Source organism: Sphingomonas sp. AC411 (genome assembly GCF_979253035.1).
The window spans coordinates 560905-583140 of record NZ_CEEDAQ010000001.1 but is presented as its reverse complement, the minus strand read 5'-3'; the positions used below and the strand labels follow the sequence as shown (position 1 = coordinate 583140).

22 protein-coding genes, 2 tRNA genes and 7 pseudogenes are annotated in these 22236 nt (G+C 66.6%); 16 read left to right on the top strand and 15 right to left on the bottom strand.

The window, feature by feature from the left end; all coding sequences use genetic code 11:
- Positions 1-172 precede the first annotated feature (172 nt).
- From AC0IX7_RS03090 to AC0IX7_RS03075, 4 genes and pseudogenes are all read left to right on the top strand, one after another.
- Positions 173-265: pseudogene (locus AC0IX7_RS03090) on the top strand (helix-turn-helix domain-containing protein); the annotation flags it as partial.
- Between the two features lie 15 nt (positions 266-280).
- Positions 281-1162 carry an IclR family transcriptional regulator gene (locus AC0IX7_RS03085; protein WP_471810476.1) on the top strand — a complete coding sequence of 294 codons (882 nt, stop codon included), beginning with the start codon at positions 281-283 and terminating at the stop codon, positions 1160-1162.
- The gene (locus AC0IX7_RS03080) at positions 1044-1382 is read left to right on the top strand and encodes an SGNH/GDSL hydrolase family protein (RefSeq protein WP_471813981.1); all 339 of its coding nucleotides are present in this window, start codon (positions 1044-1046) and stop codon (positions 1380-1382) included. Before AC0IX7_RS03085 ends, AC0IX7_RS03080 begins: the two co-directional genes overlap by 119 nt.
- Entirely contained in the window at positions 1325-1777 is a 453-nt protein-coding gene (locus AC0IX7_RS03075; RefSeq protein WP_471813707.1) for a GDSL-type esterase/lipase family protein, read from the top strand. Before AC0IX7_RS03080 ends, AC0IX7_RS03075 begins: the two co-directional genes overlap by 58 nt.
- A gap of 36 nt (positions 1778-1813) precedes the next feature.
- Here AC0IX7_RS03075 and AC0IX7_RS03070 read toward each other — a convergent pair.
- Positions 1814-1887 (bottom strand) — tRNA-Gly (locus AC0IX7_RS03070).
- 130 nt (positions 1888-2017) lie between these two features.
- Positions 2018-2443, bottom strand: a complete 426-nt coding sequence (locus tag AC0IX7_RS03065) for a MarR family transcriptional regulator (RefSeq protein ID WP_471810474.1) — start codon at positions 2441-2443, stop codon at positions 2018-2020.
- A gap of 121 nt (positions 2444-2564) precedes the next feature.
- On the opposite strand from AC0IX7_RS03065, the pseudogene AC0IX7_RS03060 reads away from it, so the two are divergent.
- Both AC0IX7_RS03060 and AC0IX7_RS03055 read left to right on the top strand, forming a co-directional pair.
- Positions 2565-3672, top strand: a pseudogene (locus AC0IX7_RS03060) (branched-chain amino acid aminotransferase).
- A gap of 52 nt (positions 3673-3724) precedes the next feature.
- A tRNA-Gln gene (locus AC0IX7_RS03055) sits at positions 3725-3799 on the top strand.
- Between the two features lie 17 nt (positions 3800-3816).
- On the opposite strand, the gene AC0IX7_RS03050 is transcribed toward AC0IX7_RS03055, so the two are convergent.
- The 5 genes and pseudogenes from AC0IX7_RS03050 to AC0IX7_RS03030 all read right to left on the bottom strand — a co-directional run bounded on the left by AC0IX7_RS03050 (position 3817) and on the right by AC0IX7_RS03030 (position 7125).
- Positions 3817-4635 carry a pyrroline-5-carboxylate reductase family protein gene (locus tag AC0IX7_RS03050; protein WP_471810472.1) on the bottom strand — a complete coding sequence of 273 codons (819 nt, stop codon included), beginning with the start codon at positions 4633-4635 and terminating at the stop codon, positions 3817-3819.
- Between the two features lie 2 nt (positions 4636-4637).
- Positions 4638-5144, bottom strand: a pseudogene (locus tag AC0IX7_RS03045) (type III secretion system chaperone family protein).
- Between the two features lie 96 nt (positions 5145-5240).
- A complete protein-coding gene (locus AC0IX7_RS03040; protein WP_471810470.1) occupies positions 5241-5528 on the bottom strand; it encodes an accessory factor UbiK family protein in 288 nt (95 codons plus the stop codon).
- A 39-nt stretch (positions 5529-5567) separates the two neighbouring features.
- Positions 5568-6086, bottom strand: a complete 519-nt coding sequence (locus tag AC0IX7_RS03035) for a TspO/MBR family protein (RefSeq protein ID WP_471813705.1) — start codon at positions 6084-6086, stop codon at positions 5568-5570.
- A 251-nt stretch (positions 6087-6337) separates the two neighbouring features.
- A pseudogene (locus AC0IX7_RS03030) lies at positions 6338-7125 on the bottom strand (TlyA family RNA methyltransferase).
- A 217-nt stretch (positions 7126-7342) separates the two neighbouring features.
- Here AC0IX7_RS03030 and AC0IX7_RS03025 point away from each other — a divergent pair.
- Positions 7343-8012: pseudogene (locus AC0IX7_RS03025) on the top strand (RBBP9/YdeN family alpha/beta hydrolase).
- 140 nt (positions 8013-8152) lie between these two features.
- Here the strand turns inward: AC0IX7_RS03025 and AC0IX7_RS03020 are convergent.
- On the bottom strand, positions 8153-8320 hold the full coding sequence (locus AC0IX7_RS03020; RefSeq protein WP_471810468.1) for a hypothetical protein: 168 nt from the start codon (positions 8318-8320) through the stop codon (positions 8153-8155).
- Positions 8317-10240: pseudogene (gene dxs, locus AC0IX7_RS03015) on the bottom strand (1-deoxy-D-xylulose-5-phosphate synthase). The gene AC0IX7_RS03020 and the pseudogene dxs overlap by 4 nt, the downstream one beginning before the upstream one ends.
- Positions 10241-10332: 92 nt before the next feature.
- Between dxs and AC0IX7_RS03010 the strand changes: the two are divergent.
- Positions 10333-10947, top strand: a complete 615-nt coding sequence (locus AC0IX7_RS03010; protein ID WP_471810466.1) for a GNAT family N-acetyltransferase — start codon at positions 10333-10335, stop codon at positions 10945-10947.
- 57 nt (positions 10948-11004) lie between these two features.
- Here AC0IX7_RS03010 and AC0IX7_RS03005 read toward each other — a convergent pair whose 3' ends face one another.
- The gene (locus AC0IX7_RS03005; protein WP_187503499.1) at positions 11005-11472 is read right to left on the bottom strand and encodes a Fur family transcriptional regulator; all 468 of its coding nucleotides are present in this window, start codon (positions 11470-11472) and stop codon (positions 11005-11007) included.
- Between the two features lie 41 nt (positions 11473-11513).
- Positions 11514-11897 carry a MerC domain-containing protein gene (locus AC0IX7_RS03000; RefSeq protein ID WP_332799739.1) on the bottom strand — a complete coding sequence of 128 codons (384 nt, stop codon included), beginning with the start codon at positions 11895-11897 and terminating at the stop codon, positions 11514-11516.
- Positions 11898-12221: 324 nt separating this feature from the next.
- Between AC0IX7_RS03000 and AC0IX7_RS02995 the strand changes: the two genes are divergently transcribed.
- The 3 genes from AC0IX7_RS02995 to rpsI all read left to right on the top strand — a co-directional run bounded on the left by AC0IX7_RS02995 (position 12222) and on the right by rpsI (position 14448).
- Positions 12222-13286 (top strand): COX15/CtaA family protein, encoded by a 1065-nt coding sequence (locus AC0IX7_RS02995; protein WP_471810464.1) that lies wholly within the window; start codon positions 12222-12224, stop codon positions 13284-13286.
- Positions 13287-13411: 125 nt separating this feature from the next.
- Complete coding sequence (rplM, locus tag AC0IX7_RS02990) at positions 13412-13891, top strand: 50S ribosomal protein L13 (protein ID WP_471810462.1); 480 nt, start codon at positions 13412-13414, stop codon at positions 13889-13891.
- Positions 13891-14448: a 30S ribosomal protein S9 gene (gene rpsI / locus AC0IX7_RS02985; protein WP_082443995.1), complete on the top strand. Its 558-nt coding sequence runs from the start codon at positions 13891-13893 to the stop codon at positions 14446-14448. Before rplM ends, rpsI begins: the two co-directional genes overlap by 1 nt.
- Positions 14449-14888: 440 nt before the next feature.
- Here rpsI and AC0IX7_RS02980 read toward each other — a convergent pair whose 3' ends face one another.
- Genes AC0IX7_RS02980 through AC0IX7_RS02970 form a run of 3 tightly spaced genes read right to left on the bottom strand, consistent with a single transcriptional unit; the run spans position 14889 to position 17118 of the window.
- The gene (locus AC0IX7_RS02980; protein WP_471810460.1) at positions 14889-15149 is read right to left on the bottom strand and encodes a hypothetical protein; all 261 of its coding nucleotides are present in this window, start codon (positions 15147-15149) and stop codon (positions 14889-14891) included.
- The gene (locus AC0IX7_RS02975) at positions 15131-15871 is read right to left on the bottom strand and encodes a polysaccharide deacetylase family protein (protein ID WP_471810458.1); all 741 of its coding nucleotides are present in this window, start codon (positions 15869-15871) and stop codon (positions 15131-15133) included. Before AC0IX7_RS02975 ends, AC0IX7_RS02980 begins: the two co-directional genes overlap by 19 nt.
- Positions 15868-17118: a sensor histidine kinase gene (locus AC0IX7_RS02970; RefSeq protein ID WP_471810456.1), complete on the bottom strand. Its 1251-nt coding sequence runs from the start codon at positions 17116-17118 to the stop codon at positions 15868-15870. Before AC0IX7_RS02970 ends, AC0IX7_RS02975 begins: the two co-directional genes overlap by 4 nt.
- Here AC0IX7_RS02970 and AC0IX7_RS02965 point away from each other — a divergent pair.
- A complete protein-coding gene (locus tag AC0IX7_RS02965) occupies positions 17062-17940 on the top strand; it encodes a hypothetical protein (protein ID WP_471810454.1) in 879 nt (292 codons plus the stop codon). The genes AC0IX7_RS02970 and AC0IX7_RS02965 overlap by 57 nt on opposite strands.
- A 1-nt stretch (position 17941) precedes the next feature.
- Positions 17942-18409, top strand: coding sequence for an Lrp/AsnC family transcriptional regulator (locus tag AC0IX7_RS02960; protein ID WP_128453226.1), 468 nt, complete (start codon positions 17942-17944; stop codon positions 18407-18409).
- A 312-nt stretch (positions 18410-18721) separates the two neighbouring features.
- Here the strand turns inward: AC0IX7_RS02960 and AC0IX7_RS02955 are convergent, their stop codons facing one another.
- Positions 18722-20086: a hypothetical protein gene (locus tag AC0IX7_RS02955; RefSeq protein ID WP_471810452.1), complete on the bottom strand. Its 1365-nt coding sequence runs from the start codon at positions 20084-20086 to the stop codon at positions 18722-18724.
- A gap of 163 nt (positions 20087-20249) precedes the next feature.
- Here AC0IX7_RS02955 and yaaA point away from each other — a divergent pair, with 163 nt between their 5' ends.
- From yaaA to AC0IX7_RS02940, 3 genes and pseudogenes are all read left to right on the top strand, one after another.
- On the top strand, positions 20250-20999 hold the full coding sequence (gene yaaA / locus AC0IX7_RS02950; RefSeq protein ID WP_471810450.1) for a peroxide stress protein YaaA: 750 nt from the start codon (positions 20250-20252) through the stop codon (positions 20997-20999).
- A 44-nt stretch (positions 21000-21043) separates the two neighbouring features.
- A pseudogene (locus AC0IX7_RS02945) lies at positions 21044-21682 on the top strand (SDR family NAD(P)-dependent oxidoreductase).
- Positions 21683-22009: 327 nt separating this feature from the next.
- The gene (locus tag AC0IX7_RS02940) at positions 22010-22186 is read left to right on the top strand and encodes a hypothetical protein (RefSeq protein WP_471810448.1); all 177 of its coding nucleotides are present in this window, start codon (positions 22010-22012) and stop codon (positions 22184-22186) included.
- Positions 22187-22236 lie beyond the last annotated feature (50 nt).

Sequence of the window (22236 nt, the reverse complement as noted above, 5' to 3'; positions counted from 1 at the left end):
CAGATATGAAAGATTGCTGTATCGACCCGCCGCGCTTGCGGCATAAGGTTCGCGTCCGCAACCACGATCGCCCCGCCATGCCCCCTCCCCGCAGTCGCCACCGCCACCGCTCAAGCCGGACACCGCCCCGGACACGGATACCGCAGGGCCCCGCGTCTATTCCGCACCCGCGCTGGAGAAGGCGATCGAGATCATCGAGCTCCTCGCGCGCGAGCCGGGCGGGCTCACGGTCAGCGACATCGCGACCCGCCTGTCGCGATCGATCAGCGAGCTGTTCCGCGTGATCGTCGTGCTCGACCGGCGCGGGTGGCTGCACAAGGATCCTGCGAGCGACCGCTACCGCGTGACCTACAAGCTGCTCGAAACCGCCCACCGCGCGACCCCGGCGCAGGAACTGACGCATGTCGCAGCGCCGCTGATGCACGCCTTGGCGGCGACCGCGATGCAGTCCTGCCACCTCGTCGTGCGCAACGGCGCGAGCGGCCTGATCGTGCTGCGGCAGGAAAGCCCGGGCCCGACCGGTTTCGCCGTGCGACTGGGGACCAGTATCGCGCTCGCGACGAACTGCTCGGGCCATGTCCTGCTCGCGTTCATGGGCGAGGACGCACGAACCGCGATCCTCGACGAGACGACCGACGCCGCGACCCGAGCGAGCCTCGCCCCGCATCTCGCCGCGATCCGCGACCGCGGCCATGAATGGAGCAAGAGCAACCGGATGGCGGGCGTATCGGACATGAGCTGCCCGATCTTCGGTTATGACGGGCATGTCGTCGCCGCGCTGACGATCCCGTTCCTCGAGGTGATCGACGAGACCCCGCATATCTCCGCCGACGAAGCGTTGATCGCACTGAAACGGACCGCCACCGCCATCTCGCAGGCGCTGGGCTGGTCCGATCCGCAGGCGATGCCGCTCAACCCCAGCCTCTCGGTCGCCGCCCCCGGCAAGCGCAAGCGGGCAGCACAACCATCGACGGGGAGGATCTGGCGTGATCCCGCGCCGATCCCCGTTCTGGCTGCTGCCCGCGTTACTGGTCACCGCGTCTGTGCCCGTCATCGCCCGGCAGGCGCCCGATACGCCAGCTCTCGCGCCACCGCCGACGGACCGCCTGAACGAGCGATGGTGGACCGATCGTCACCACGCGATCCTCGCCACGATCGCTGAACATCCCGACCCCGCCGTCGTCCTGATCGGTGATTCGATCACCAACAACTACGACAAGGCGACGCCGCCGGACGAGAATTTCGCGCCGACATGGGCGAGATACTATGTGCCCCGCCGCGCGCTCAACCTCGGGTTCAGCGGCGATACCACGGCCAACGTCCTCTGGCGGCTCCAGCACGGCGAGGTCGAGGGCTTCGTCCGAAGGTCGCGATCGTGCTGATCGGTACCAACGACACCGCAGGGGCCGGGCGAACCGCGGCGCAGACCCAAGCGGGCATCGACGCGGTCGTGGACGATCTCAAGCGCCGCCTGCCAACCACGAAGATCCTGCTGCTCGGGTTGCTACCGAGTGCGATCACAGCCGCCAAATCGGCGACGGATGCAGCGGTGAACGCCTATCTGGCCGACCATTATGCGGCCGATCCCCGCGTCGCCTACCGCGATATCGGCGCGATCTTCCGCCGCCCGGACGGCACGCTCGACGAGACGCTCTTCTACGATCCGCGCCTGCCACAGCACGGCAAGCCGTTGCATCCTGACACCCATGGCCAGCGGATGATGGCCGAGGCGATCGAGCCGACCCTGGCGAACCTGCTCGGCGAGCGAGCACGGTAAACGGCTCAGTCGACTGGGATTTCAGCTACGCTGGAATGGAGCGGGTGAAGGGAATCGAACCCTCGTCACTTGCTTGGGAAGCAAAAGCTCTACCATTGAGCTACACCCGCGAACGGCTATCTGACGCCGGTCGGTCCGGTTCGTCCACCGGCTCTCGATGGTCGGCCGAGTGCCACAGTCCTTGCGGCGACGTCAACGCAAAATCGTCCCAAGCACCAAGGCAGCCAGCTGCCGGACCGGCTAGCCGCGCAACCCGATCACCTGCGACCGCTCGCTCTCGGGCACCAGTCCCTCCAGCACCGCCCAGAACCCAGACACCGCGCTCTGTCCCGCGCTCGCATACGCCGCGGCCATCTGGATCCGCGCCGCCTCGAACAGCTCGCGCTCCATCTTCGAGCCCTCGGCCGTCAACCGCAGCAATCGTTGCCGACGATCGCGCTCGCCCGGCCGGGTCTCGACCAGCTTGCGGTCCGCCAGCTCGTTCAACACGCGGCCGAGCGACTGCTTGGTGATCGCCAGCAGCGACAGGAGTTCGCTCACCGTCATGTCGGGCTTGCGCGCGATGAAATACAGCGCGCGGTGGTGCGCGCGCCCCAGCCCCTCCTCGGCCAGCCCCTGGTCGATCGATCGGGTCAGGTGGCTATAGCCGAAGTACAGCAGCTCCATGCCGCGGCGGAGTTCGGGTTCCCGAAGGAACAGGGTGAAGCAGAAGACGCTGTGGCAGGCATGTTGACCGGTTTAGACATCGCCCGTAGTCGTCGGCAACCCGCCACGAGAGAGATTTTCGATGTCCGCTCCAGCTTTTACGTCGCCTTCCGCCTTTCGGCATGAACCGAACGCGACCCCGGTCGAGGCGAACGAGCGTGCAAAGCGGCTGATCGATCCCGGATTCGGGCGCGTCTTCACCGATCACATGGCGATGATCCGCTATAGCGACGCCAAGGGCTGGCACGACGCGCGGATCACCGCGCGCGCGCCGCTGACGATCGATCCGGCGTCGTCGGTGCTGCATTACGCGCAGGAGATCTTTGAGGGGATGAAGGCGTATCGACTCGCCGACGGCGGCACCGCGCTGTTCCGTCCCGAGGCCAACGCGCGCCGCTTCCAGGATTCGGCGCGGCGTCTCGCGATGCCCGAACTTCCCGAGGACCTGTTCATCGAATCGGTCGAGCGGCTGGTGAAGACCGACGCCGACTGGATCCCCGAAAGCGACGGCGGTGCGCTGTACCTGCGCCCGTTCATGTTCGCGTCCGAAGTGTTTCTCGGCGTGAAGCCGTCGTCGGAATATCTCTACATGGTGCTCGCCTCGTCGGTCGGCGCGTATTTCAAGGGCGGCGCCCCGACCGTGTCGATCTGGGTCAGCCAGCAACACCCGCGCCGCGCAGGGCGGCACCGGCGCCGCCAAGTGCGGCGGCAACTATGCGGCCAGCCTGCTCGCGCAGTCGGAAGCGATCCGTAACGGCTGCGACCAGGTGGTCTTCCTCGACGCGGCCGAGCGCCGCTGGGTCGAGGAACTGGGCGGCATGAACATCTTCTTCGTGTTCGACGACGGCAGCATGGCGACGCCCGCGCTGACCGGCACGATCCTCCCCGGCATCACCAGGGACTCGATCCTGACGCTCGCACGGGCTCAGGGCATCAAGGTGCGCGAAGAGGGCTACACGATCGACCAGTGGCGCGCCGATGCGGCGAGCGGACGACTGGTCGAGGCGTTCGCGTGCGGCACCGCGGCAGTGGTGACGCCGATCGGCACGGTGGCGAGCCCCGAGGGACGCTTCACGATCGGCAGCGGTGGTCCAGGCGCGCTGACGATGCGGATGCGCGACGCGCTCGTGTCGATCCAGCGCGGCACCGCCCCCGACGCCAACAACTGGCTGCACCATCTCGCCGATTGACGCGCGGAAGGGCTTTCAGCGCGGCGCGGCCCCGCTATAAGGCCGCCTCTGTTGGGGCGTCGCCAAGTGGTAAGGCAGCGGCTTTTGATGCCGCCATGCGCAGGTTCGAACCCTGCCGCCCCAGCCAACTTCCCTTAAATCGATCTAGCGAGCCGCGGCGGCCATTTCGGCGTTGCGGCGCTCGGATGCGGCCAGCGTTTCGGTGAGCAAGGCGACCAGCGCATCGTCGCGGTCGAGGACGTTCATGCCTTCGCGGGTCGAGCCGCCGGGGCCGGCGACGCGGTCGGCCAGTACAGCGGGCGAGACGTCCGCATCGGCGGCCATGATCGCGGAGCCCTCCAGCGTGGCGATCGCGAGCCGTGCGGCCTGGTCAGCCGGAAGCCCTAACGCCGCGCCAGCCTTGGCCAGCGCATCGGCGAAGCGGAACACGAAGCCGGGGCCGCAGCCCGCCAGCGCGGTCACCGCATCGAAATGCGCTTCGTCGGCGATCCACTCGTAATGGCCGAGCGGGGCTGCGAACGCTTCCGCCGCGGTGGTCGCCTCGGCCGACGCGCCGGGCGTGTAGAGCGACGTCACGCCCTTGCCGATCGCGACCGGGAGGTTAGGCATCGCCCGGACGATCGCGTCGGCCTCGAACCGCCCGGCAAGCGCGGCGTGATCGACACCCGCAAGGATCGACAGCAACAGCTTCGGAGCGCCCTTCATCGGCGCGAGCAACGCCCGCGCCGCGTCGATCTGCTGGGGCTTGAGCGCCAGCATCAGCGTACCAGGCGCGTCTTCATCAGGCAGCGCGGTCAGCGAGCGGACACCGTCGGGGACACCCTTGCCGCTGCGCGTGATCACCGTCACGCTCGCCGGATCGAGCCCGGCGGCGATCCAGCGCCGCAGCATCGCCCCACCCATGTTGCCACAGCCGATCAACCATAGCGGGCACGTCGGAAATCCGTTGACCGGAAACCCCATGCTCAAGCCTCGCCGTGCGTTTCGATCAGCGCCGCAGCGAGCGCGTCCTTGGGGTCTTGCCGCCCCACAGCACGAACTGGAACACGGGGTAGAAGCGCTCGCATTCTTCAATCGCCGATTCGACGAGCAGTTCGGCGGCCTCGAGCGACATCGTCCCGTCATCGCCGCCATCGACCATCGCCGCATGCCGGAACAACAATATGCCGCTCGACGACCAGAGCTCGAAATGGCCGATCCAGAGCTGTTCGTTGACCAGCCCGATCGTCTCGTACACCCGCCTGGCGGCGCTCGTCGGGCACCTTGATGTCGGGAAAAGCGAGGAATTGCAGCACGCTATCGTCCTCGCGCCACAGGGCACGCAGTTCATACGTCGCCCAGCTGCCCTTCACGGTCGCGACAATCTCGTCCTCGTGGCGCTCATGCTCCCAGCCATGCGCAGCATAATAGCTTTCGAGCATGTCGATCGGAGCAGCGTCTTCGTGGTCGTGGTCTACTTGGTCGAGCATCATTAGGTCCTGGCGGTCCTTATCGCACGACAAGGGTGCCGAGGCAAAAACGCCACGGCAACCCCATCGAACCCGTTTGTGCGGAAAACTGTGGAAAAGTCAGTCGACCGACGCCCCGAGCGGTGCATTTACCGTCGACTGGGCCGCGATCTTGGCCTCGAGCGCATCGAGACGCGCCTTCAACACATCGTTCTCGTCGCGTGCTGCGGCGGCCATCGCCTTGACCGCGTCGAACTCTTCGCGGCTGACGAAATCGAGCCCGCCGAGCCATTCGCGCGCCCGTTCCCGCGCGCCCGAACCGGCTTCGCGACCGACGCCCGCAAGCGTACCGGCCGCACCGTTCAAGACCTTGACGATATCGTCGAACACGCGGTTTTCGGACTGCATTGCTTCAAAACCCCAGAGACTGTTGCATATACTGCTGCGTCACAGCATTTGGGAGGTACGGGCCGTCGGTGCAAGTGTTTCGGCATCCGGGTTCAACTGCCCGATGCTGAACGCGAGCACGCCGGCAAAGCTGATCCACACCATGTACGGCACCATCAGCCACGCCGCAGCCGGCCGGATCCGTGCGAAAACGAAGGTCGCCGCGATCGACAGCGCCAGCATCGCGACGATCACCAATACCGACGCACCGATCCGGTGCGCGCCGAAGAAGACGGGCGTCCAGGCGAGGTTGAGCACGAACTGCCCGACGAACAGCGCGGCCGCGAGCCTGCGCAACCGCGCGCCCCGCGCGTTGAGGATCATCGCCAGCGCGAGCCCGATCAGGATGTAGAGCGTCGTCCAGACGACCGGAAACACCCAGCCCGGCGGGTTCAGCGCAGGCTTGGCAAGCGCCATGTACCATGCGTTGTCGCTGCCGACGCTGACCGATCGTCCGGAGAGGAAGCCGAGCAGCAGGATCAGGGGCACGGTCACGACCGCCCAGCGGAGGAACGACATCCTCAACTGGCCCTTCGAAGCGATACCGCCCACATACGTCCTTCCGTCTCTACGCGGGCACGTCCTGCCGCGCGTTTGGCGATCCGTAAACCGTGCGTGCGGGGAAATCGTTCCGCTAGTGGTTCATTCCGGCACGGTGGCGGCGCTGGCCGCGGTTTTGAAGCACACCCACCGCCACATCCGTCATCCTGACGAAAGTCAGGACCCAGAGTACAGAGCGCAGCCTTCTTGGCTCTGGGTCCTGACTTTCGTCAGGATGACGGGAGGGTTTGAGGACACTTCGACGCTTCCGATGCAGGCCTTTCATCCCCAAGCCTAGCAGCGATCAGGAACTCGACGTTACCCTCAGGGCCGGTGATCGGGCTCTCGACCACGCCCTCGACGTGCCAGCCCTGCCCGGTCAGCCATGCCGCGACCTCGTCGCAGACCCGCTGGTGGATGGCGGGATCTCGGACGACGCCGCCCTTCCCCACTTCCTCGCGGCCCGCCTCGAACTGCGGCTTCACCAGTGCCATCAGCCGGGCGTCGGGCGCGGCGAAGGACATCGGGCGTTCGAGCACCTTGGCCAAGCCGATGAAGCTCGCATCGCACACGATCAGGTCGACGGGTTCGGGGATATGCGCGGGCGTCAGGATGCGCGCGCTGGTCTGTTCGTGGACGATGACGCGCTCGTCCTGGCGAAGCGACCATGCAAGCTGGTTGGTGCCGCTGTCGACCGCGTACACCTTGGTCGCGCCATTCTTCAGCAACACGTCGGTGAAGCCGCCGGTCGACGAGCCGACGTCGATCGCGACTGCGCCGCTTACGTCCCAGTCGAAATGCGCGAGGCCGTGCGCGAGCTTGATCCCGCCGCGCGAGACCCAGGGATGATCGCGCCCGCGAACGTCGAGCACGACGTCGTCGGGGAGCGTCTGGCCGGGCTTGTCGACTTTCTTCGTGCCCGCGAACACCAGGCCCGCCATGATCAGCGCCTGCGCACGCGTCCGCGACTCGACGAGGCCCTGTCGACCAGCATCTGGTCCGCCCGTATTTTTACCATGCGCGCATCCTTGCCATGCCCGCCTATCGCCGCCCCGTCCGGCCACCGCAAGCTGCCTTCCTTTCGCCGCAATCTCATTGCCTATCGATTAAGTAGGATTAGCTTCGATATCGGAGAGCGTGGCGTGACCGGCGTCCCCTAGAGCGCCGTTCACCCATGCTTTCCACCCTCTATCCAGAGGGCCCGGAAACCGGGAATTTGGAGAAGGAGAAGCGCTGTGGGTAGTTTCGCACCGTATGAATCCGTCCAGCCGACCATCCTGACCGTGCCGGGTCTCGGCGGTTCCGGCCCTCGCACTGGCAGACCCTGTGGGAAGACGCGCGGCCCGACACGGTCCGCGTCGAACTCGGCATGTGGAACACGCCGCACCGCAACGCCTGGGTGACGCGGCTCGACGAGGCGATCCGCCGCGCGGACGCACCGGTGATTCTCGCCGCGCACAGCCTTGGCTGCCTCGCGGTGGCATGGTGGGCCGAACTCAGCCCGCAACCTTATGGGTGGCCGGTGGCCGGCGCCTTGCTGGTTGCGCCGGCCGATGTCGATCGCGGCGGCGCGCAGGCCGAGCTGAAGGGTTTCTCGCCGACGCCGCGCACGCCGCTCCCCTTCCCGTCGATCGTGGTGGCGAGCAGCGACGACCCCTGGGTCACGCCCGAACGCGCGCACAGCATGGCAGCCGACTGGGGCAGCCACTTCGTCGACGCCGGACCGCAGGGACATCTGAACGCCGCGAGCGGGATCGGCTGGTGGCGCGAGGGGCAGGACCTGCTGGAGCGGGTGATCGCGGCGAGTGGTGATGGGCGGGGCAGGCTTTGCCGCCGAGCACGGCGCGGTCGATCCTTGCGGTGAGTGGGACGGATGCTGCGCAGGCGCACTATTTAGGCGGGTAACGCCGCCTACTTAATGAGCCACCACCCCGGCGAAGGCCGGGGCCCAGTTGGGAAGCGTTGGTAACGGAGCGCGGTCCCTCGTTACTGCGACCTCACCAACTGGGCCCCGGCCTCCGCCGGGGTGGCGTGCGGGGAGCGATTCACTGAATCCGAGAACCGTCCTTATCGAACAGATCGGGATTAGCCACCTGCTCGGCCTTCGCCGCGGCCAGGCCACCCCGCATGCGCCGCCACATCGCGATGTTCAGCGACACCATCACGATCACCGCCAGAACGATGATCACGATGGCTTTGGTCGGCCCGGTCATGCCCGCGCTTCGGCGACCCCGCCCGAATTGTGGCGAAGCGCCTTGAGCACCGTGTCGACCAGCGCAGTCGCATCGAGGCCCGCTTCAGCGTACTGGATCTCGGGCTTGTCCTGGTCCTGGTACACGTCCGGCAGGCGCAGCGTGCGCAGCTTGAGCCCGCCGTCGATCAGCCCCTCGTCCGACGCCATCGTCAGCACGTGCGCGCCGAAGCCACCGACCGAGTTTTCCTCGATCGTCACCGCGACCTCGTGCGTCGTCAGGAGCTTGCGGATCAGGTCGACGTCGAGCGGCTTGGCGAAGCGCAGATCGGCGACCGTGGTCGACAGCCCCTTGGCTTCGAGGGTTTCAGCGGCCTTGAGCGCCTCCTCGAGACGCGTGCCGAGCGACAGGATCGCGACGGTCTTGCCCTCGCGCACGACGCGCCCCTTGCCGATCTCCAGCAGTTGCGGGATCTCGGGCAGCGCGACGCCGGTGCCGTTGCCGCGCGGATAGCGGACCGCGATCGGGCCGGTGTCGTACTGCGCCGCGGTATGCGTCATGTGGACCAGCTCGGCTTCGTCCGCCGCCGCCATCACGACGAAGTTCGGCAGCGTCGCCAGATAGGTGACGTCGAACGACCCGGCATGCGTCGCACCGTCCGCGCCGACCAGACCCGCGCGATCGATCGCGAAGCGGACCGGCAGGTTCTGGATCGCCACGTCATGCACGACCTGATCATAGGCGCGCTGGAGGAACGTCGAGTAGATCGCGCAGAACGGGCGCATCCCCTGTGCGGCGAGGCCAGCGGCGAAGGTGACGCCGTGCTGCTCGGCGATACCGACGTCGAAGAACCGGTCGGGATAGGCCTTGGCAAACGCGTCGAGCCCGGTGCCCGAAGGCATCGCCGCGGTGATCGCGCAGATCCTTGGGTCCTTAGCGGCCTCGGCGACGAGCTGCGCGCCGAACACGTTCTGGTATTGCGGCGGCCCCGGCGGTGCCTTGGTCTGCACGCCGGAGATCACGTCGAACTTTTGCACGCCGTGATATTTGTCCGCCGCGGCCTCGGCGGGCGCATAGCCCTTGCCCTTCTTGGTGACGACGTGGACGGGAATCGGGCCCTCTTCGGCGTCCCGGACATTCTCGAGCACGGGGATCAGGTGTTCGAGATTATGGCCGTCGATCGGGCCGACATAATAGAAGCCGAGTTCCTCGAACAGCGTGCCGCCCATCGTCATACCGCGGGCGAACTCCGTCGGTCTTCCGCGCGGCGTTGTGGAACGGGCGCGGCAGGCGACGCGCGAGCTTCTTGGCGAGTTCGCGGATGCCGAGGAATTCGCGGCTCGACACGATCCGCGACAAATACGCCGACAACCCACCGACGGGCGGCGCGATCGACATGTCGTTGTCGTTGAGGATCACGACCAGGCGGTTGCCGGCCTGCTCGGCGTTGTTCATCGCCTCGTACGCCATGCCCGCGGACATCGCGCCGTCGCCGATCACGGCGATGCCCTTGCCCGGCGTGCCTGCGATCTTGTTGGCGACCGCGAAGCCCAGCGCTGCGGAGATCGACGTCGAGGAATGCGCCGCGCCGAACGGGTCGTATTCGCTCTCGCTGCGCTTGGTGAAGCCGCTGAGCCCACCGCCCTGACGGAGCGTGCGGATGCGGTCGCGGCGGCCGGTGAGGATCTTGTGCGGATAGCATTGGTGGCCGACGTCCCACACGAGGCGGTCGCGCGGTGTGTCGAAGACGTAGTGGATCGCGGTGGTCAGCTCGACCACGCCGAGACCCGATCCGAGATGGCCGCCGGTGGTGCCGACCGCGGAGATCGTCTCGGTACGCAGCTCGTCGGCGAGTTGTCGGAGCTGATCGGGTTTCAGCTTGCGGAGGTCGTCGGGCGTCGAAACGGTATCGAGCAGCGGTGTCGAGGGAAGGTCGGCCATCATGCAGGCTTAATGCAGCGCGGGTATCGTGTCGATTGTTACCGTGTCCTAAGCTAGCATTCGCGCTGAAATTGCTCGGGAAGTGCACAATTATGAACTTTACGCACCGTGTTGCCGTCGAGGCGGATATCCCGGCGATCGCGGCGCTGATGACGCGGGCGATCGGCGCGCTGCAGGAGGATTTCCTCACGCCGGCGCAGATCGAGGCGAGCCGCGCGGTGATGGGGCTGGATACGCAGCTGATCGCGGACGGGACGTATGTGCTCGTGGAGGCGGACGGGCGGCTGGCCGGATGTGGCGGGTGGAGCCGGCGGGCGACCTTGTACGGTGGCGATCATAGCACCGCGTTGCGCGATTCGGCGCTGCTGGACCCGGCGCGCGATGCGGCGCGTATCCGGGCGATGTATACCGATCCCGATTTCGTGCGGCGGGGTGTCGGACGCTTGGTGCTGTCGGTTTGCGAGGCGGCTGCGCGGGAGGCGGGGTTTATGCGGGCGGAGATGATGGCGACGCTGGCGGGGGAGCCGCTGTACCGGGCCTGCGGTTATCTGCCGATCGAGCAGAATCGAGACGTCGGGAGAGGTACCGGTGCCGATGATCCGGATGGGGAAGGATTTGGCCTGACGGCTTCCCTTCTGCCCCCCCTCCCTGGAAGGGAGGGGCCGGGGTGGGTCGGCTTCCGTATCAGGGACGCTGGCGAAAACTGACCAACCCACCCCTACCCCTCCCTTTCAGGGAGGGACGAACTGAAACCGGGGTAAGCCCTACTTCGCCTCGCACTCCGCGCAACGACCGCGCACTTCGATAACCGGGCGAACCGGGGAGAAGCCTGCTGCCTCCGCCGCGTTACGAACACCTTTAGTGATCGTATCGTTGTCGAGATGCGTGGTTTGGCCGCACGAGTCGCAAACCAGGAAGATGCAGTCGTGCAGGCAGTCGGGATGCGCGTTGGCGACATAGGCGTTGGCGCTCTCGACCCGCCGGGCGAGGTTCGCGCCGACGAACAGGTCGAGGATGCGGTACACGCTGTTCGCGGCAACCCGGCGGCCTTCGGATTTCGAAACGGCTTCGGCGATATCGTAGGCGGAGGCCGGTTTCTCGAAACTTGCGAGCGCGGCGAACACGCTCGCGCGCATGGATGTCCATTGCTCGCCGGCCTTTTCGAGCGTCGTCTGCGCTGCGATGGTGAGATCGGCGCCTTGCGGTTCGGTGTGGTTGTGAGCGTGCGCCATGCTGGACGAAGTAGGATGCCGGAGGGGTTCCAGCAACCCGCTCAACTGTCTGCGCGGCGGTTGAGATCGTGACCGAAGGCAAGCAGGCCGACGCCGACGATCGTCCACAACGTCTCGCCGCCGCCGCTGTCGTGCGGCAGCGTCATCGCGCCCGCCATGATGCCGAGCCCAAGCGCGCCCATTGCGGCGGGCATCATATAGCCGTGATTGAGCACGCCGCGGCCGAGCGCCAGCGCGCCGAGGGCGATCGCGATCGTCAGGCCGACCTCGTGAAAGATCGGATCGAGCAGGAACCCGCTCGCGGTCGACATCAACGCGACCAGCACCGAAGTCGCCAGGCAATGCACCATGCACAGACCCGACAGCCCGATCGCATAGCGATCGAGACCGGCGAAACGGTGGGTATGCGTGGCCGAGGGCGTCATCGTTCGTTCGATATAGACGCCTCAACGAAAGGATACAACATTACATCGCATTTTTCTGACGGAATCTTCAGCTCCGTTGGGCCGGATCGGCGTCAGGGATCGCGTGGCAATCATGCTCAATCAACCCGACGACGACTCCTCCGTCATCCTGACGAACGTCAGGACCCAGAGCCGTAACCCGCAGCGCTTGGTACCCTGGGTCCTGACTTTCGTCAGGATGACGGAGAGGGCTTGACGCCCCCACCTCCGCCGGTCCGGCAACATGAAGCAACGGCACATCATGAAGGAATGGCGCCGCGCCTCGCAAACCACTATCTGCCTCCCATGCTTCAACCCAGCGCCGCTTTTCTCACCAAAGCCCGTCCTCGTGCGGTCGCCCTGTGGCTCTATACGGTGGCAGCGCTGATCGTCGCGATGGTCGTCATCGGCGGGATCACGCGGCTGACCGAGTCGGGGCTGTCGATCACGCAGTGGAAGCCGATCAGCGGGATCATTCCGCCGCTCAACGACGCGCAGTGGCAGGCCGAGTTCGACGCCTATAAGCGCATCCCCGAATATGCGGCGTTCAACGCGGACATGACGCTCGGCGGGTTCAAGGCGATCTTCTTCTGGGAATATCTGCACCGGCTCTGGGGCCGACTGATCGGCCTCGCCTTCGCGGCGCCGTTGATCTGGTTCGCGGTACGCAAGCGGATTCCGGTCGGATACGGCTGGCGTTTGTCGGCGTTGCTCGCGCTCGGCGCGTTCCAGGGTGCGATCGGCTGGTGGATGGTCGCCTCGGGCCTGTCGGTGCGGACCGACGTCAGCCATATCCGGCTCGCGGTGCATCTGCTCACCGCGCTGACGATCCTCGCGGGGATCGTGTGGACCGCGCTCGATCTGATGGCGCTGCATCGCAATCCTCTCACCGCCCCTGCCCGCCTCGCGCCCGTGGCGATCCTCGCGCTGGCGCTGTTGTTCGTGCAGCTCGTCTATGGCGCGTTCACCGCAGGGCTCGACGCGGGCTATGCGTTCGCCAGCTGGCCGCTGATGGGCGACGGGCTGTTCCTGGCTGACGTGCCGATGGTGAACCCCGCCTGGAGCAACGCGGTCGACAACCCGATCGTCGTGCAGTTCATCCACCGCTGGTTCGCATTCGCCGCCGCTGCGGGGCTGATCTGGCTGGCCGTGAAGGCGACCAAGACCGGCAGCAGCGCGGGGTTCTACGTCGTCGGACTCGTCACGCTGCAGATCATGCTCGGGATCGCGACGCTGATGACCGGCGTGCAGATCGACGTCGCGGTCGCGCACCAGGGGAACGCCGCGCTTCTCCTGATCGCCACGATGTTTGCCGCCCACGCGGTCGGCACGTCACCCCGCACGGGACTCCGCCAGAAGCAACGGGTATAATAATACCCGTCAGGAAACTCGGCGGAAAGCTTGACTTGAAGCCCCTCTTTCAGCATTAGGCCGGCATTCGCGCTGCGGGGCCTCCCCTTGGTGTGCTTGCATTCAATCTGGAAGGTCTAACGCCCATGAAGGCGCTCATGAAGACCACCAAGTCGGCGAAGCCGGCTGAGGTGGAGAAGCAGTGGCATATCGTCGACGCGGAAGGTCTCGTCGTCGGTCGTGCCGCATCGATCATCGCCAACGTCCTGCGCGGCAAGCACAAGGTGTCGTTCACCCCGCACGTCGATTGCGGTGACAACGTCGTCGTGATCAACGCCGACAAGATCTGCTTCACCGGCAACAAGGCCGCGAAGAAGATCTATTACAAGCACACCGGTTACGCCGGCGGCATCAAGGGCATCACGGCCGCCAAGGTCCTCGACGGCCGCTTCCCGGAGCGCGTTCTCGAAAAGGCTGTTGAGCGCATGATCCCGCGCGGCCCGCTGGGTCGTGAGCAGATGCGCAACCTGCGTATCTTCAAGGGCACCGAGCATCCGCACGAGGCACAGAACCCTGCCGTGCTCGACATCGGCAGCATGAACCGCAAGAACAAGGTGGGCGCATAATGTCCGACAACCGCCAGTCGCTCGCCGATCTCGCGAGCCTGACCAACCAGCCCGCGCCGGCTGCCCCCGCCGAGCAGGCTCTGCCGACCAGCGAAGGCGATCTCGCCGCGCCGGTCTCGAACGAGCCCGTCCGCGAGCCGATGCCGCTGCGCGAGCAGATCCTCGACAAGCAGGGCCGCGCCTATGCGACCGGCCGTCGTAAGGACGCCGTCGCCCGCGTCTGGGTCAAGCCCGGCACCGGCAAGATCACGATCAACGGTCGTGACCAGGAAGTGTATTTCGCACGTCCGACGCTGCGTCTCGTCATCAACCAGGTGTTCGGGATCACCGAGCGCGAAGGTCAGTACGACGTCGTCTGCACCGTCAAGGGCGGTGGCCTTTCGGGCCAGGCCGGCGCGGTCAAGCACGGCATCAGCCAGGCCCTGACCCGCTTCGAGCCGGTGCTGCGTGCATCGGTGAAGGCAGCAGGCTTCCTGACCCGCGACAGCCGCGTCGTCGAGCGTAAGAAGTACGGCAAGGCGAAGGCCCGTCGTAGCTTCCAGTTCTCGAAGCGCTAATCTCGCTTTTAGTATCTGCGTATCAGAAGGGCGGTCCGGCAACGGGCCGCCCTTTCTGGTTTTGGGTGTAATCCTGAAGGAAATATACCGTCCGGGTAGCAGCCCGAAGCGCAACGATCTCCCCTCCCTGGAAGGGAGGGGTTGTGGGTGGGTCGGCCAGCTTGAGCCTCAAGCGGTCCAACATGCGGAAACCGACCCACTCCTGCCCTCCCTTCCAGGGAGGGGAGATAGTCGGAGTCGAGGCGCTGCTGGCGCGGACACTACGGCTGTCGAGTTCGTCGACCGGTCCGACAGGCCGACATCGCTTCAAGCTATCCGCCTCGCGCCCGCTTATTGTTCTCCCGCGAAGGCGGAAGCCCAGTCTGGGTCCCCGCCTTCGCGGGGAAACAATCTATCTGTATCCCAGCAGCGCCGATTGTCTCACCGGCTTCGGCAGGACCTCACCCCAACGCAGCGACGATCTCGTCAAGCGAGGCATTGCGGATGCCGCGACGGTCGAACTCGTCGAGCATCGTCGTCCACCAGGCATGGAACCGCTTCAAATCCTGAGCATCGCGGACATAAGGCGTATGGCCGGGCGCGAGCGACGGCGAGTGGAACGACAGGTTGAACAGCCGCAACCCTTCGCCCGCCGCGACCGCCACCGCCTCGAGCGCGGCAGCGATCGGCATGTCCTCGGGGGTCAGCGCGATCCGCGACAACAGGCGCGCGCGCGCGAATACCCCCGGCCCTTCGGTACGCGGCCTAGCGCACGGTACAGCCAGGCACCGCCCTGTCGCGCGCGGCCGGTGAATACGGTGGTCAGCGGCAGCTCGACGATGCCGCGCGCGCGATACGCGCCCGCGTCCGCCATCGAGAAGTCCGGGCCGCCATCGCCGCTGTAATCGTAGCCGGGACGAACCGAACTATCGATCCGGTAGCCAAGCGCCGCCAGCAGGTCGAAACTATGCGGCCCGATGCCGTAACGGCCGGCGCGATACGCACGAGGAGCCGCGCCGAATGCGGTCGTGATCGCCGACGTGAGCGTCTCGAGCTTGGCGGCCTCCAACGCCCGCGGCAGGTTCCCCGCATAGCTCGCCGCCGATGTCGCCGCCCCCTCGAACGGCGGATTGACCCAGGCATGCAACTGTGTGCCGATCTCCGACCGTCCATCCTCGACGACGCGCGACAGGATCGCGACCGAAGCCGGATCGGTGGCGATCGGGTGGTCGATCATGCAGGTGAGCGCGACGCCACGCTCGGCGAACCGGCGATGCGCGTCGGGGAATGCGGCCATCGCGGTCGTCGCGCGGTTGCGGGAATCATGGGGAGCGCGCCAGTCGAACTCTTCCTCGACATCCACGAATACGGTGAAGCGGGTGCCGAAATCTTCGGGCCAGACCACCCGCTGCGCGTCGGTCGGCCGCGGCGGGCGGTAGGTCACCGCTGGTCGTCGGCGGTACGCTCCGCTTCCACGACATCGGCGGCCGGGAGTTGCAGCGTGAGGCGTTCCGCGCCGATCGTCAGGACGCCGCCGAGTTCGACCGCGAGATTCTGCGCGAGGCGCAGCGCGAAGCCGGTGCCGAGCAGCGGCGCGCCGTCGCTCTCCTGTTCGGCGTCGATGCTGAGCAGCACGTCGGTCGCATGCGCGACGAGTGCGGCGGGGCGGTCGAACTCGATCGTGACCGTGTCGGCCACCGGCCGCACGACGATCCCAAGCTGTTCGCCCTGCCGCCCGGCCGAAACCAGCGCGGCGAGCAGGCGGCCGACCAGCCGTTCGACCGCGCGATCGTCGCCGAGGATATCGCAGTCGCCCGCCGGCATCGCCACGGACAGGCTCGCCCCGCGCAACGTCGCGAGCGGTTGCAGATCCTTCGTGACGCGGTCGAGCAAAGCACGGACCGGCACCGTCGTCGGCCTCAGATCGAGCGCATGGCCTTCGATCCGCGCTGCGGTGTCGAGATCGTCGATCGCGGCGAGCAGGTCGCCCGCCTGCGTGCGGATCGCCGTCGCACGGTCGCGATAGGTCGGCGAGACGGGGCCGAGCAACTGCGTCTCGATCAGTTCGGCGAACCCGGCGATCGCATTGGTCGGCGTGCGCAGTTCGTGGACGAGCTGCCGGAGCAGATCCGCGACGGGCGACGATGGGCGCACCGGCACGCGCCCCGCGTGGGCGGTCTCGTCGCGACGCGGGCGGCGCGCGGTGCCGCGGAAACCGATGAAGCGGCCCGACGCGTGTTCGAACGCGGGCACGCCCGACAGCCGCCACGATCCGAACGCGTCCGACAGTCCGCCGACTTCGAGCCGCGCGTCGCTGAACCGCGAGCGGCGGCGGAATGCGCCGGCCGCGACACCGTCGAGATGCGCCTCGCCCTGCTGCGCGGCATAGGCGAGCGACACGCCGACCAGCGCCGAGCGCGCGACGCCGTCGACCATGCGGATGATGCCTTGCGCGTCGGTTTCGAAGCGGAAGCTCTCAATTTCGGCCGCCGCCGGTGTCGGGGTGGCGGCGTCGACGATACGGTCGCGGTTGAACGCCTCGATCCGCGCGACAAGGTCGGAGATCTCGAACCGGTCCGCCGGCGCAGGTCCGGTCGGTTCGACGACGGGAGGTTCGGTCTCGGCGAGCTTGGCGTGACGAAACGCCTCGGCGACGAACGGCAGCCCTCGGGCGACCGCGCCCAGCGCCATGAACGGGGTTTCGCTGAGGGGCGCGGAATAGAGCGACGGTTCGGGCGCGGCAGCAGGCGGCGTGTCGATCGGGGTGGGGCGAACACCTCGGCAACGGGTTCTTCAACGACAGGCGGCTCTTCGGCCAGCACCGGCTCGCCAGCGATCGGCGCGGCAGCGATCGGCTCCGCAAGGGTCGGCTCCGCCTCGACCGGCGCATCGGGTTGCGGCAGCACGAAGTCGACCGGACCGAAGCTCTGCAAGCCACGCTGGACCTCCGCCGGCAGGTCGCGGCGATGGCGCAGCACCGAACGGCTGGCGGGCGTCAGGCGCGGAAGGATCGCCAGCCATTCGTCGGGCTCCAGCGTCGCGGTCCGCAACACCGGCGCGGCGATCGCCAGCGCATCCTCGGCGAAGAACCCGACCAGGTTCGCATCGGGCCGGGCGAAGGCGAGCGCGCGCGCTGGCGGCGCGAACCTCGACCGGCACCGCCTGACGCAACAGGCGCAGTCGCGCTATGGCCGGTTCGTCGACCGCCGCCCGACCGCGGCCCATCAGGTCCACCAGTTGGCGCCACGCGGATTGCGCGCCGAAACCGGTGGCCATGTCGGCAGCGAGGATCGTCTTCAGGCTATCGTCGAACCGCACATCGCTCCCCGGTTGTCATGGGCCTACCACGCTCTCCGTACCGATTCCTTAACGCCGCCCCCTGGCGACGGAACAGGCCATTTCGGCAGGACGGAAGGTTCGTCGCATAGTGGGACAATTGCGTTTCGCCGCAACAATCTTATCGCTATGAGGAATGAATCGCTTGGTTTGCGATGCCTATCAGGAGTTGCGTGAAATGAGTTTTGACCGGATCGATCGGCAGATCCTGTCGCTGTTGCAGGCCGACGGTCGGATGACCAATGTCGACCTGGCCGACCAGGTGGGCCTTACCGCACCGCCTTGCCTGCGCCGCGTCCGCGCGCTCGAGGAGGCGGGGGCTATTCGCGGCTATCATGCCGATCTCGATGCGGGTCGCCTGGGCTTCCCGATCACGGTGTTCGCGATGGTGTCGCTGCGCAGCCAGGCGGAGCACGACCTCGCCGCGTTCGAGCATCATATCGCGGATATTCCGGAAATCCGGGAATGTCACATGCTCAACGGCGAGATCGACTTCATCCTGAAGATCGTCGCGGCGGATCTGAAGAGTTTCCAGGAAATTCTGACGACACACCTGACGCCAGCACCCAACGTGGCGAGCGTGAAGACGTCGCTGACGATCCGCACGGCCAAGGCGCTGTCGGGAATCCCGGTGGTGGTGGACTAGGGCTTGTGCACTTTCGCCCCTCCCTGGAAGGGGAGGTGGCTGGCGCTTCCCAGACGGAGGGGGCGGCAAGGAAACCGCTGCTGCGCGTCCTCCCCCTCCGTCGCCTTCGGCGCCACCTCCCCTGGCGGGGGAGGATCGAGGCGGTCGGACGTGCTTTTCGCCCCTCCCTGGAAGGGAGGGGTTGGGAGTGGGTCGGTTTCCGCGGGGGTCAGACCTCGTGGACACGAGCCAGCCAACCCACCCCTGCCCCTCCCTTTCAGGGAGGGGAGACTGATGGCCGTCTTTTCAGGGGAGACGACACAGCATGCTCGGCTAGCGACACCCCAAAACGAAAACGGGGCGGCATTGCTGCCGCCCCGTTTCCTCTCGACAGAGACCAGATCGCTTACGCGGCTGGTGCGCCGAGCCAGGTGTTCCACAGGCCGGCGACATCCGCCTTGGGCGAACCCTTGACCGCGGCGAATGCGGTCGCGGCACCCGCCTTGTCGCCCGAGCGGGCGAGCGCGATGCCCATGTGCAGGTTGACGTCGTCGGCGTCGACGCCGCCCTTCTGCAACGCCACGCGGTACAGTTCGACCGCCTTGGCGTAGTTGTTCTGGCCGAGATACGCATCGGCCGTACCGGCGGCGAGCTTGCCGTTGGCCGCAGTCGTCGCGCGCTTTTCGAGGCCCGCGAGCGGACCGTCGGCGGCGATGTTCTTGGTCGCGTCGGCGAGCAGCCCTTGGCCATCGTGTTCGACGCCGGGATCTTGCCCTGCGCCATGCCTTCCTTGAGCACGGCCTGCGCCTCGCTCGGCAGACCGCGACGGTTCACGCTATCGGCATATTGCAGATAGTCGGTCTGGTCGGCGAGCGAGTTGGTCGCCCGCATCAGGCGGAAGATGTCGACCTTCTGCGCTTCGTCGAGCGGGATCAGCGCGTTCTGCTGGATACCCGACAGGATCAGCACGTCGCGCCAGTTCTTCGCGGTCGGATAGGCGGTGATCCACTTCTTCAGCCACGCCATCGTGTCGGCGTTGCGCTTGGCGGCATACGACTTGGCGACCGCATAGCGGTAATATTCCTCGGGAGCCTTCTGGCCCGCCGCGGTCATCTGCGCGATGCTGGCGTCGAGATCGGCGGTCGCACCGGCGACGTCGCCGCTGTCCATCTTCGCCTTGATGATCTGCAGCGACAGGTTCGGATCGTTGTAGCCGAACTCCTTGGCCTTCGCGAAATACTGAAGCGCGATCGGATACTGCTTGCCGTTGAAGGCGAGCGCACCGCGGCGATACGCGTAGCGGCCACGATCGGCGGCCGGGGTCGCGGCATTGGCGATCAGCGCATCGAGCGGCCCGGCGAGCGTCGTCTCGTTGATCGGCGCGTTGGGGTTGGCGGTCTGTGCCGCGACCAGCTTCTCGTTCTCGAGCTGATAGCGCAGCGCGGCGCCGATATACTTCTCGTAATCGGTCTTGGCGGCTGCGTCGATCTGGTCGATCGCGGTCTGCGCACCGGCATAATCCTTGGCGGCTAGCGCGGTCTGCGCGGCGACGCCGGGCTTCTGCACTTCCGGACTCAGCTTCATCGCCGGCGCGGCATCGGCCTTCTTGTCCTTGGCGAACGCGGGCGCCGACAGCGCGAGGCCGCTCGTGCCGGTGGCGAACGCCGCAATCAGTGCAAGCTTCGAAATGGTCTTCATGCGGAAACTCTCCCTTTGCGTCGGCACCCTCAGGTTGGCGGCGCGCGACGACGCTATATGGTCCGCCATGCATACGTTCAAGCGAGCGGCTTGGATCCCGCAGATGTGCGATTGCGCGTGAACGGCAATTGAACGCGCTCCCCGCCATAGCTAGATCGCGGCCATGATCGCTGTCCTATCGCCCGCCAAGACGCTCGATTACGAGAGCGCACTGCCGAAGCTCGAGCCCACCACGCCGCGGTTCGCCGACGAGGCGAAGACGCTCGCGCATGCCGCCGCGCACCTGACGCAGAAGAAGCTGTCGGAACTGATGCACATCTCGCCCGCGCTGGCGAAGCTGAACGCCGACCGGTATCGCGATTTCGATACGCTGCCCGAGCGGCCGGCGATGTTCGCGTTCGCGGGCGACGTCTATACCGGGCTCGAAGCGAAGACGCTCGACGAGGCGGCGGTGGATTATGCGCAGGATCATGTGCGGATGCTGTCGGGGCTGTACGGTCTGTTGCGGCCGCTTGACCTGATGCGCCCCTATCGGCTGGAGATGGGCACGCGCTGGGCGCCGCGGAAGGCGAAGCTGACCGACTGGTGGGGCGATCGGATCGCAAAGCTGCTCGCGGACGATGTCGAGGCGGAGGGATCGGGGACGATCCTGAACCTCGCCAGCCAGGAATATTGGGCAGCGGCGGACGGGAAATTGCCGAAGTCGATCCGCGTCGTGGCGATCGATTTCCGCGAGGGCGAAGCGCAGAAGTTCGTCAGCTTCCACGCCAAGAAGGCCCGCGGCATGGTCGCGCGGTGGCTGGTCGAGCACCGCGTCGACGATATCGAGGGGATCAAGGGGTTCGACAGCGACGGCTATGCCTATGACGCGGCGGGCAGCAGCGACGCGCAGTTCCGGTTCGTGCGCAAGTGAGCAGCGCGGTCGTCATCGGCGCCTCGGGCGGCATCGGCAAGGCGATGGAGGAGGCGCTGATCGAGGAAGGCGGGTTCGACAATGTCTATGGGTTCGCGCGATCGGAGAGTGGCGATCGGCATCTCGATCTGGAAGACGAGGCCAGCATTGCGGCGGCGGCTTTGCGCGTCGGATCGCCGACGTTGGTGATCCTCGCGACCGGCTTGCTGCACGACGGCGACAAGGGTCCCGGAGAAGGCGATGCGCGAGCTCGATCCGGTATGGATGGCGCGCAACTTCGCGGTCAACGCGATCGGGCCGGCGCTGGTGGCGAAGCATTTCCTGCCGACGATGCCGAAGGCGGGACGGATCGTGTTTGCGGTTCTCTCGGCGCGGGTTGGGAGCATCGGCGATAACAAGCTGGGGGCTGGTACGGGTATCGGGCGTCGAAAGCTGCGCTGAACCAGTTGGTGAAGACGATTTCGATCGAGGACAAGCGGCGCAATTCGAGCGGGATCGTGGTTGGGCTGCATCCGGGGACCGTGGATACCGGGCTGTCGAAGCCGTTCCAGGGGAATGTGACGCCGGGCAACCTGTTCAAGGCCGACCGCGCGGCGGTGCAGTTGCTCGACGTGATCGACGGCCTGCGCGCGCCGGACAGCGGCAAGCTGTTTGCGTGGGATGGGGTAGAGATCACGCCCTAACTGCCCCCTCCCTGGAAGGGAGGGGTCGGGGTGAGTCGGCGGGTTGCAGACCACCACCGCTCGCCATTGCGGACGCCGACCCACCCCTGCCCCTCCCTTCCAGGGAGGGGTGAAGCTAAGTCCCCTCCATGACGCGGATTTCACCCGCCTGCCATCACGCGGTCAGGTCCCCCGGCGCATCCTCCGCTTATCGTTCTCCAAGGCCGAAGCAGAGAGGATACCCCCCATGACGAAGTCCCTCCCCTCGCGATCCTCGCCGGCGGCGCGCTCCTGTCCGGCGGCGCTGCGATCGCCGCGACGCAAACCAAGACCGTCCGGCCGAAGACTGTGGCGACGCACACGACCACCACCAAAACGACCACGCCGATGGGCAATACCAAGGTCGCCAAGCGCACCACCACGGTCAAGAAAGGCCGCATGGTCACCGCCAAGCTCGCGAACGGCAAGACCGTCACCTACGACTGCTCGCTCGCCGGCAACAAGACGAAGACCGCCTGCAAATAGCCTCGCACTTCGCGATGAAACCTCTCCTCCCGCGTGCGTACGCGTGCGCG

Coding starts and splice junctions, on each gene's coding strand:
- AC0IX7_RS03065 (WP_471810474.1), bottom strand. CDS start 2,443: ATGGAGCTGCTGTACTTCGGCTATAGCCACCTGACCCGATCGATCGAC.
- AC0IX7_RS03050 (WP_471810472.1), bottom strand. CDS start 4,635: ATGGGGTTTCCGGTCAACGGATTTCCGACGTGCCCGCTATGGTTGATC.
- AC0IX7_RS03040 (WP_471810470.1), bottom strand. CDS start 5,528: ATGCAGTCCGAAAACCGCGTGTTCGACGATATCGTCAAGGTCTTGAAC.
- AC0IX7_RS03035 (WP_471813705.1), bottom strand. CDS start 6,086: ATGTCGTTCCTCCGCTGGGCGGTCGTGACCGTGCCCCTGATCCTGCTG.
- AC0IX7_RS03020 (WP_471810468.1), bottom strand. CDS start 8,320: ATGACCGGGCCGACCAAAGCCATCGTGATCATCGTTCTGGCGGTGATC.
- AC0IX7_RS03010 (WP_471810466.1), top strand. CDS start 10,333: ATGAACTTTACGCACCGTGTTGCCGTCGAGGCGGATATCCCGGCGATC.
- AC0IX7_RS03005 (WP_187503499.1), bottom strand. CDS start 11,472: ATGGCGCACGCTCACAACCACACCGAACCGCAAGGCGCCGATCTCACC.
- AC0IX7_RS03000 (WP_332799739.1), bottom strand. CDS start 11,897: ATGACGCCCTCGGCCACGCATACCCACCGTTTCGCCGGTCTCGATCGC.
- AC0IX7_RS02995 (WP_471810464.1), top strand. CDS start 12,222: ATGCTTCAACCCAGCGCCGCTTTTCTCACCAAAGCCCGTCCTCGTGCG.
- rplM (WP_471810462.1), top strand. CDS start 13,412: ATGAAGGCGCTCATGAAGACCACCAAGTCGGCGAAGCCGGCTGAGGTG.
- rpsI (WP_082443995.1), top strand. CDS start 13,891: ATGTCCGACAACCGCCAGTCGCTCGCCGATCTCGCGAGCCTGACCAAC.
- AC0IX7_RS02970 (WP_471810456.1), bottom strand. CDS start 17,118: ATGGCGCTGGGCGCGGTCGCCCGAGGGCTGCCGTTCGTCGCCGAGGCG.
- AC0IX7_RS02960 (WP_128453226.1), top strand. CDS start 17,942: ATGAGTTTTGACCGGATCGATCGGCAGATCCTGTCGCTGTTGCAGGCC.
- AC0IX7_RS02955 (WP_471810452.1), bottom strand. CDS start 20,086: ATGAAGACCATTTCGAAGCTTGCACTGATTGCGGCGTTCGCCACCGGC.
- yaaA (WP_471810450.1), top strand. CDS start 20,250: ATGATCGCTGTCCTATCGCCCGCCAAGACGCTCGATTACGAGAGCGCA.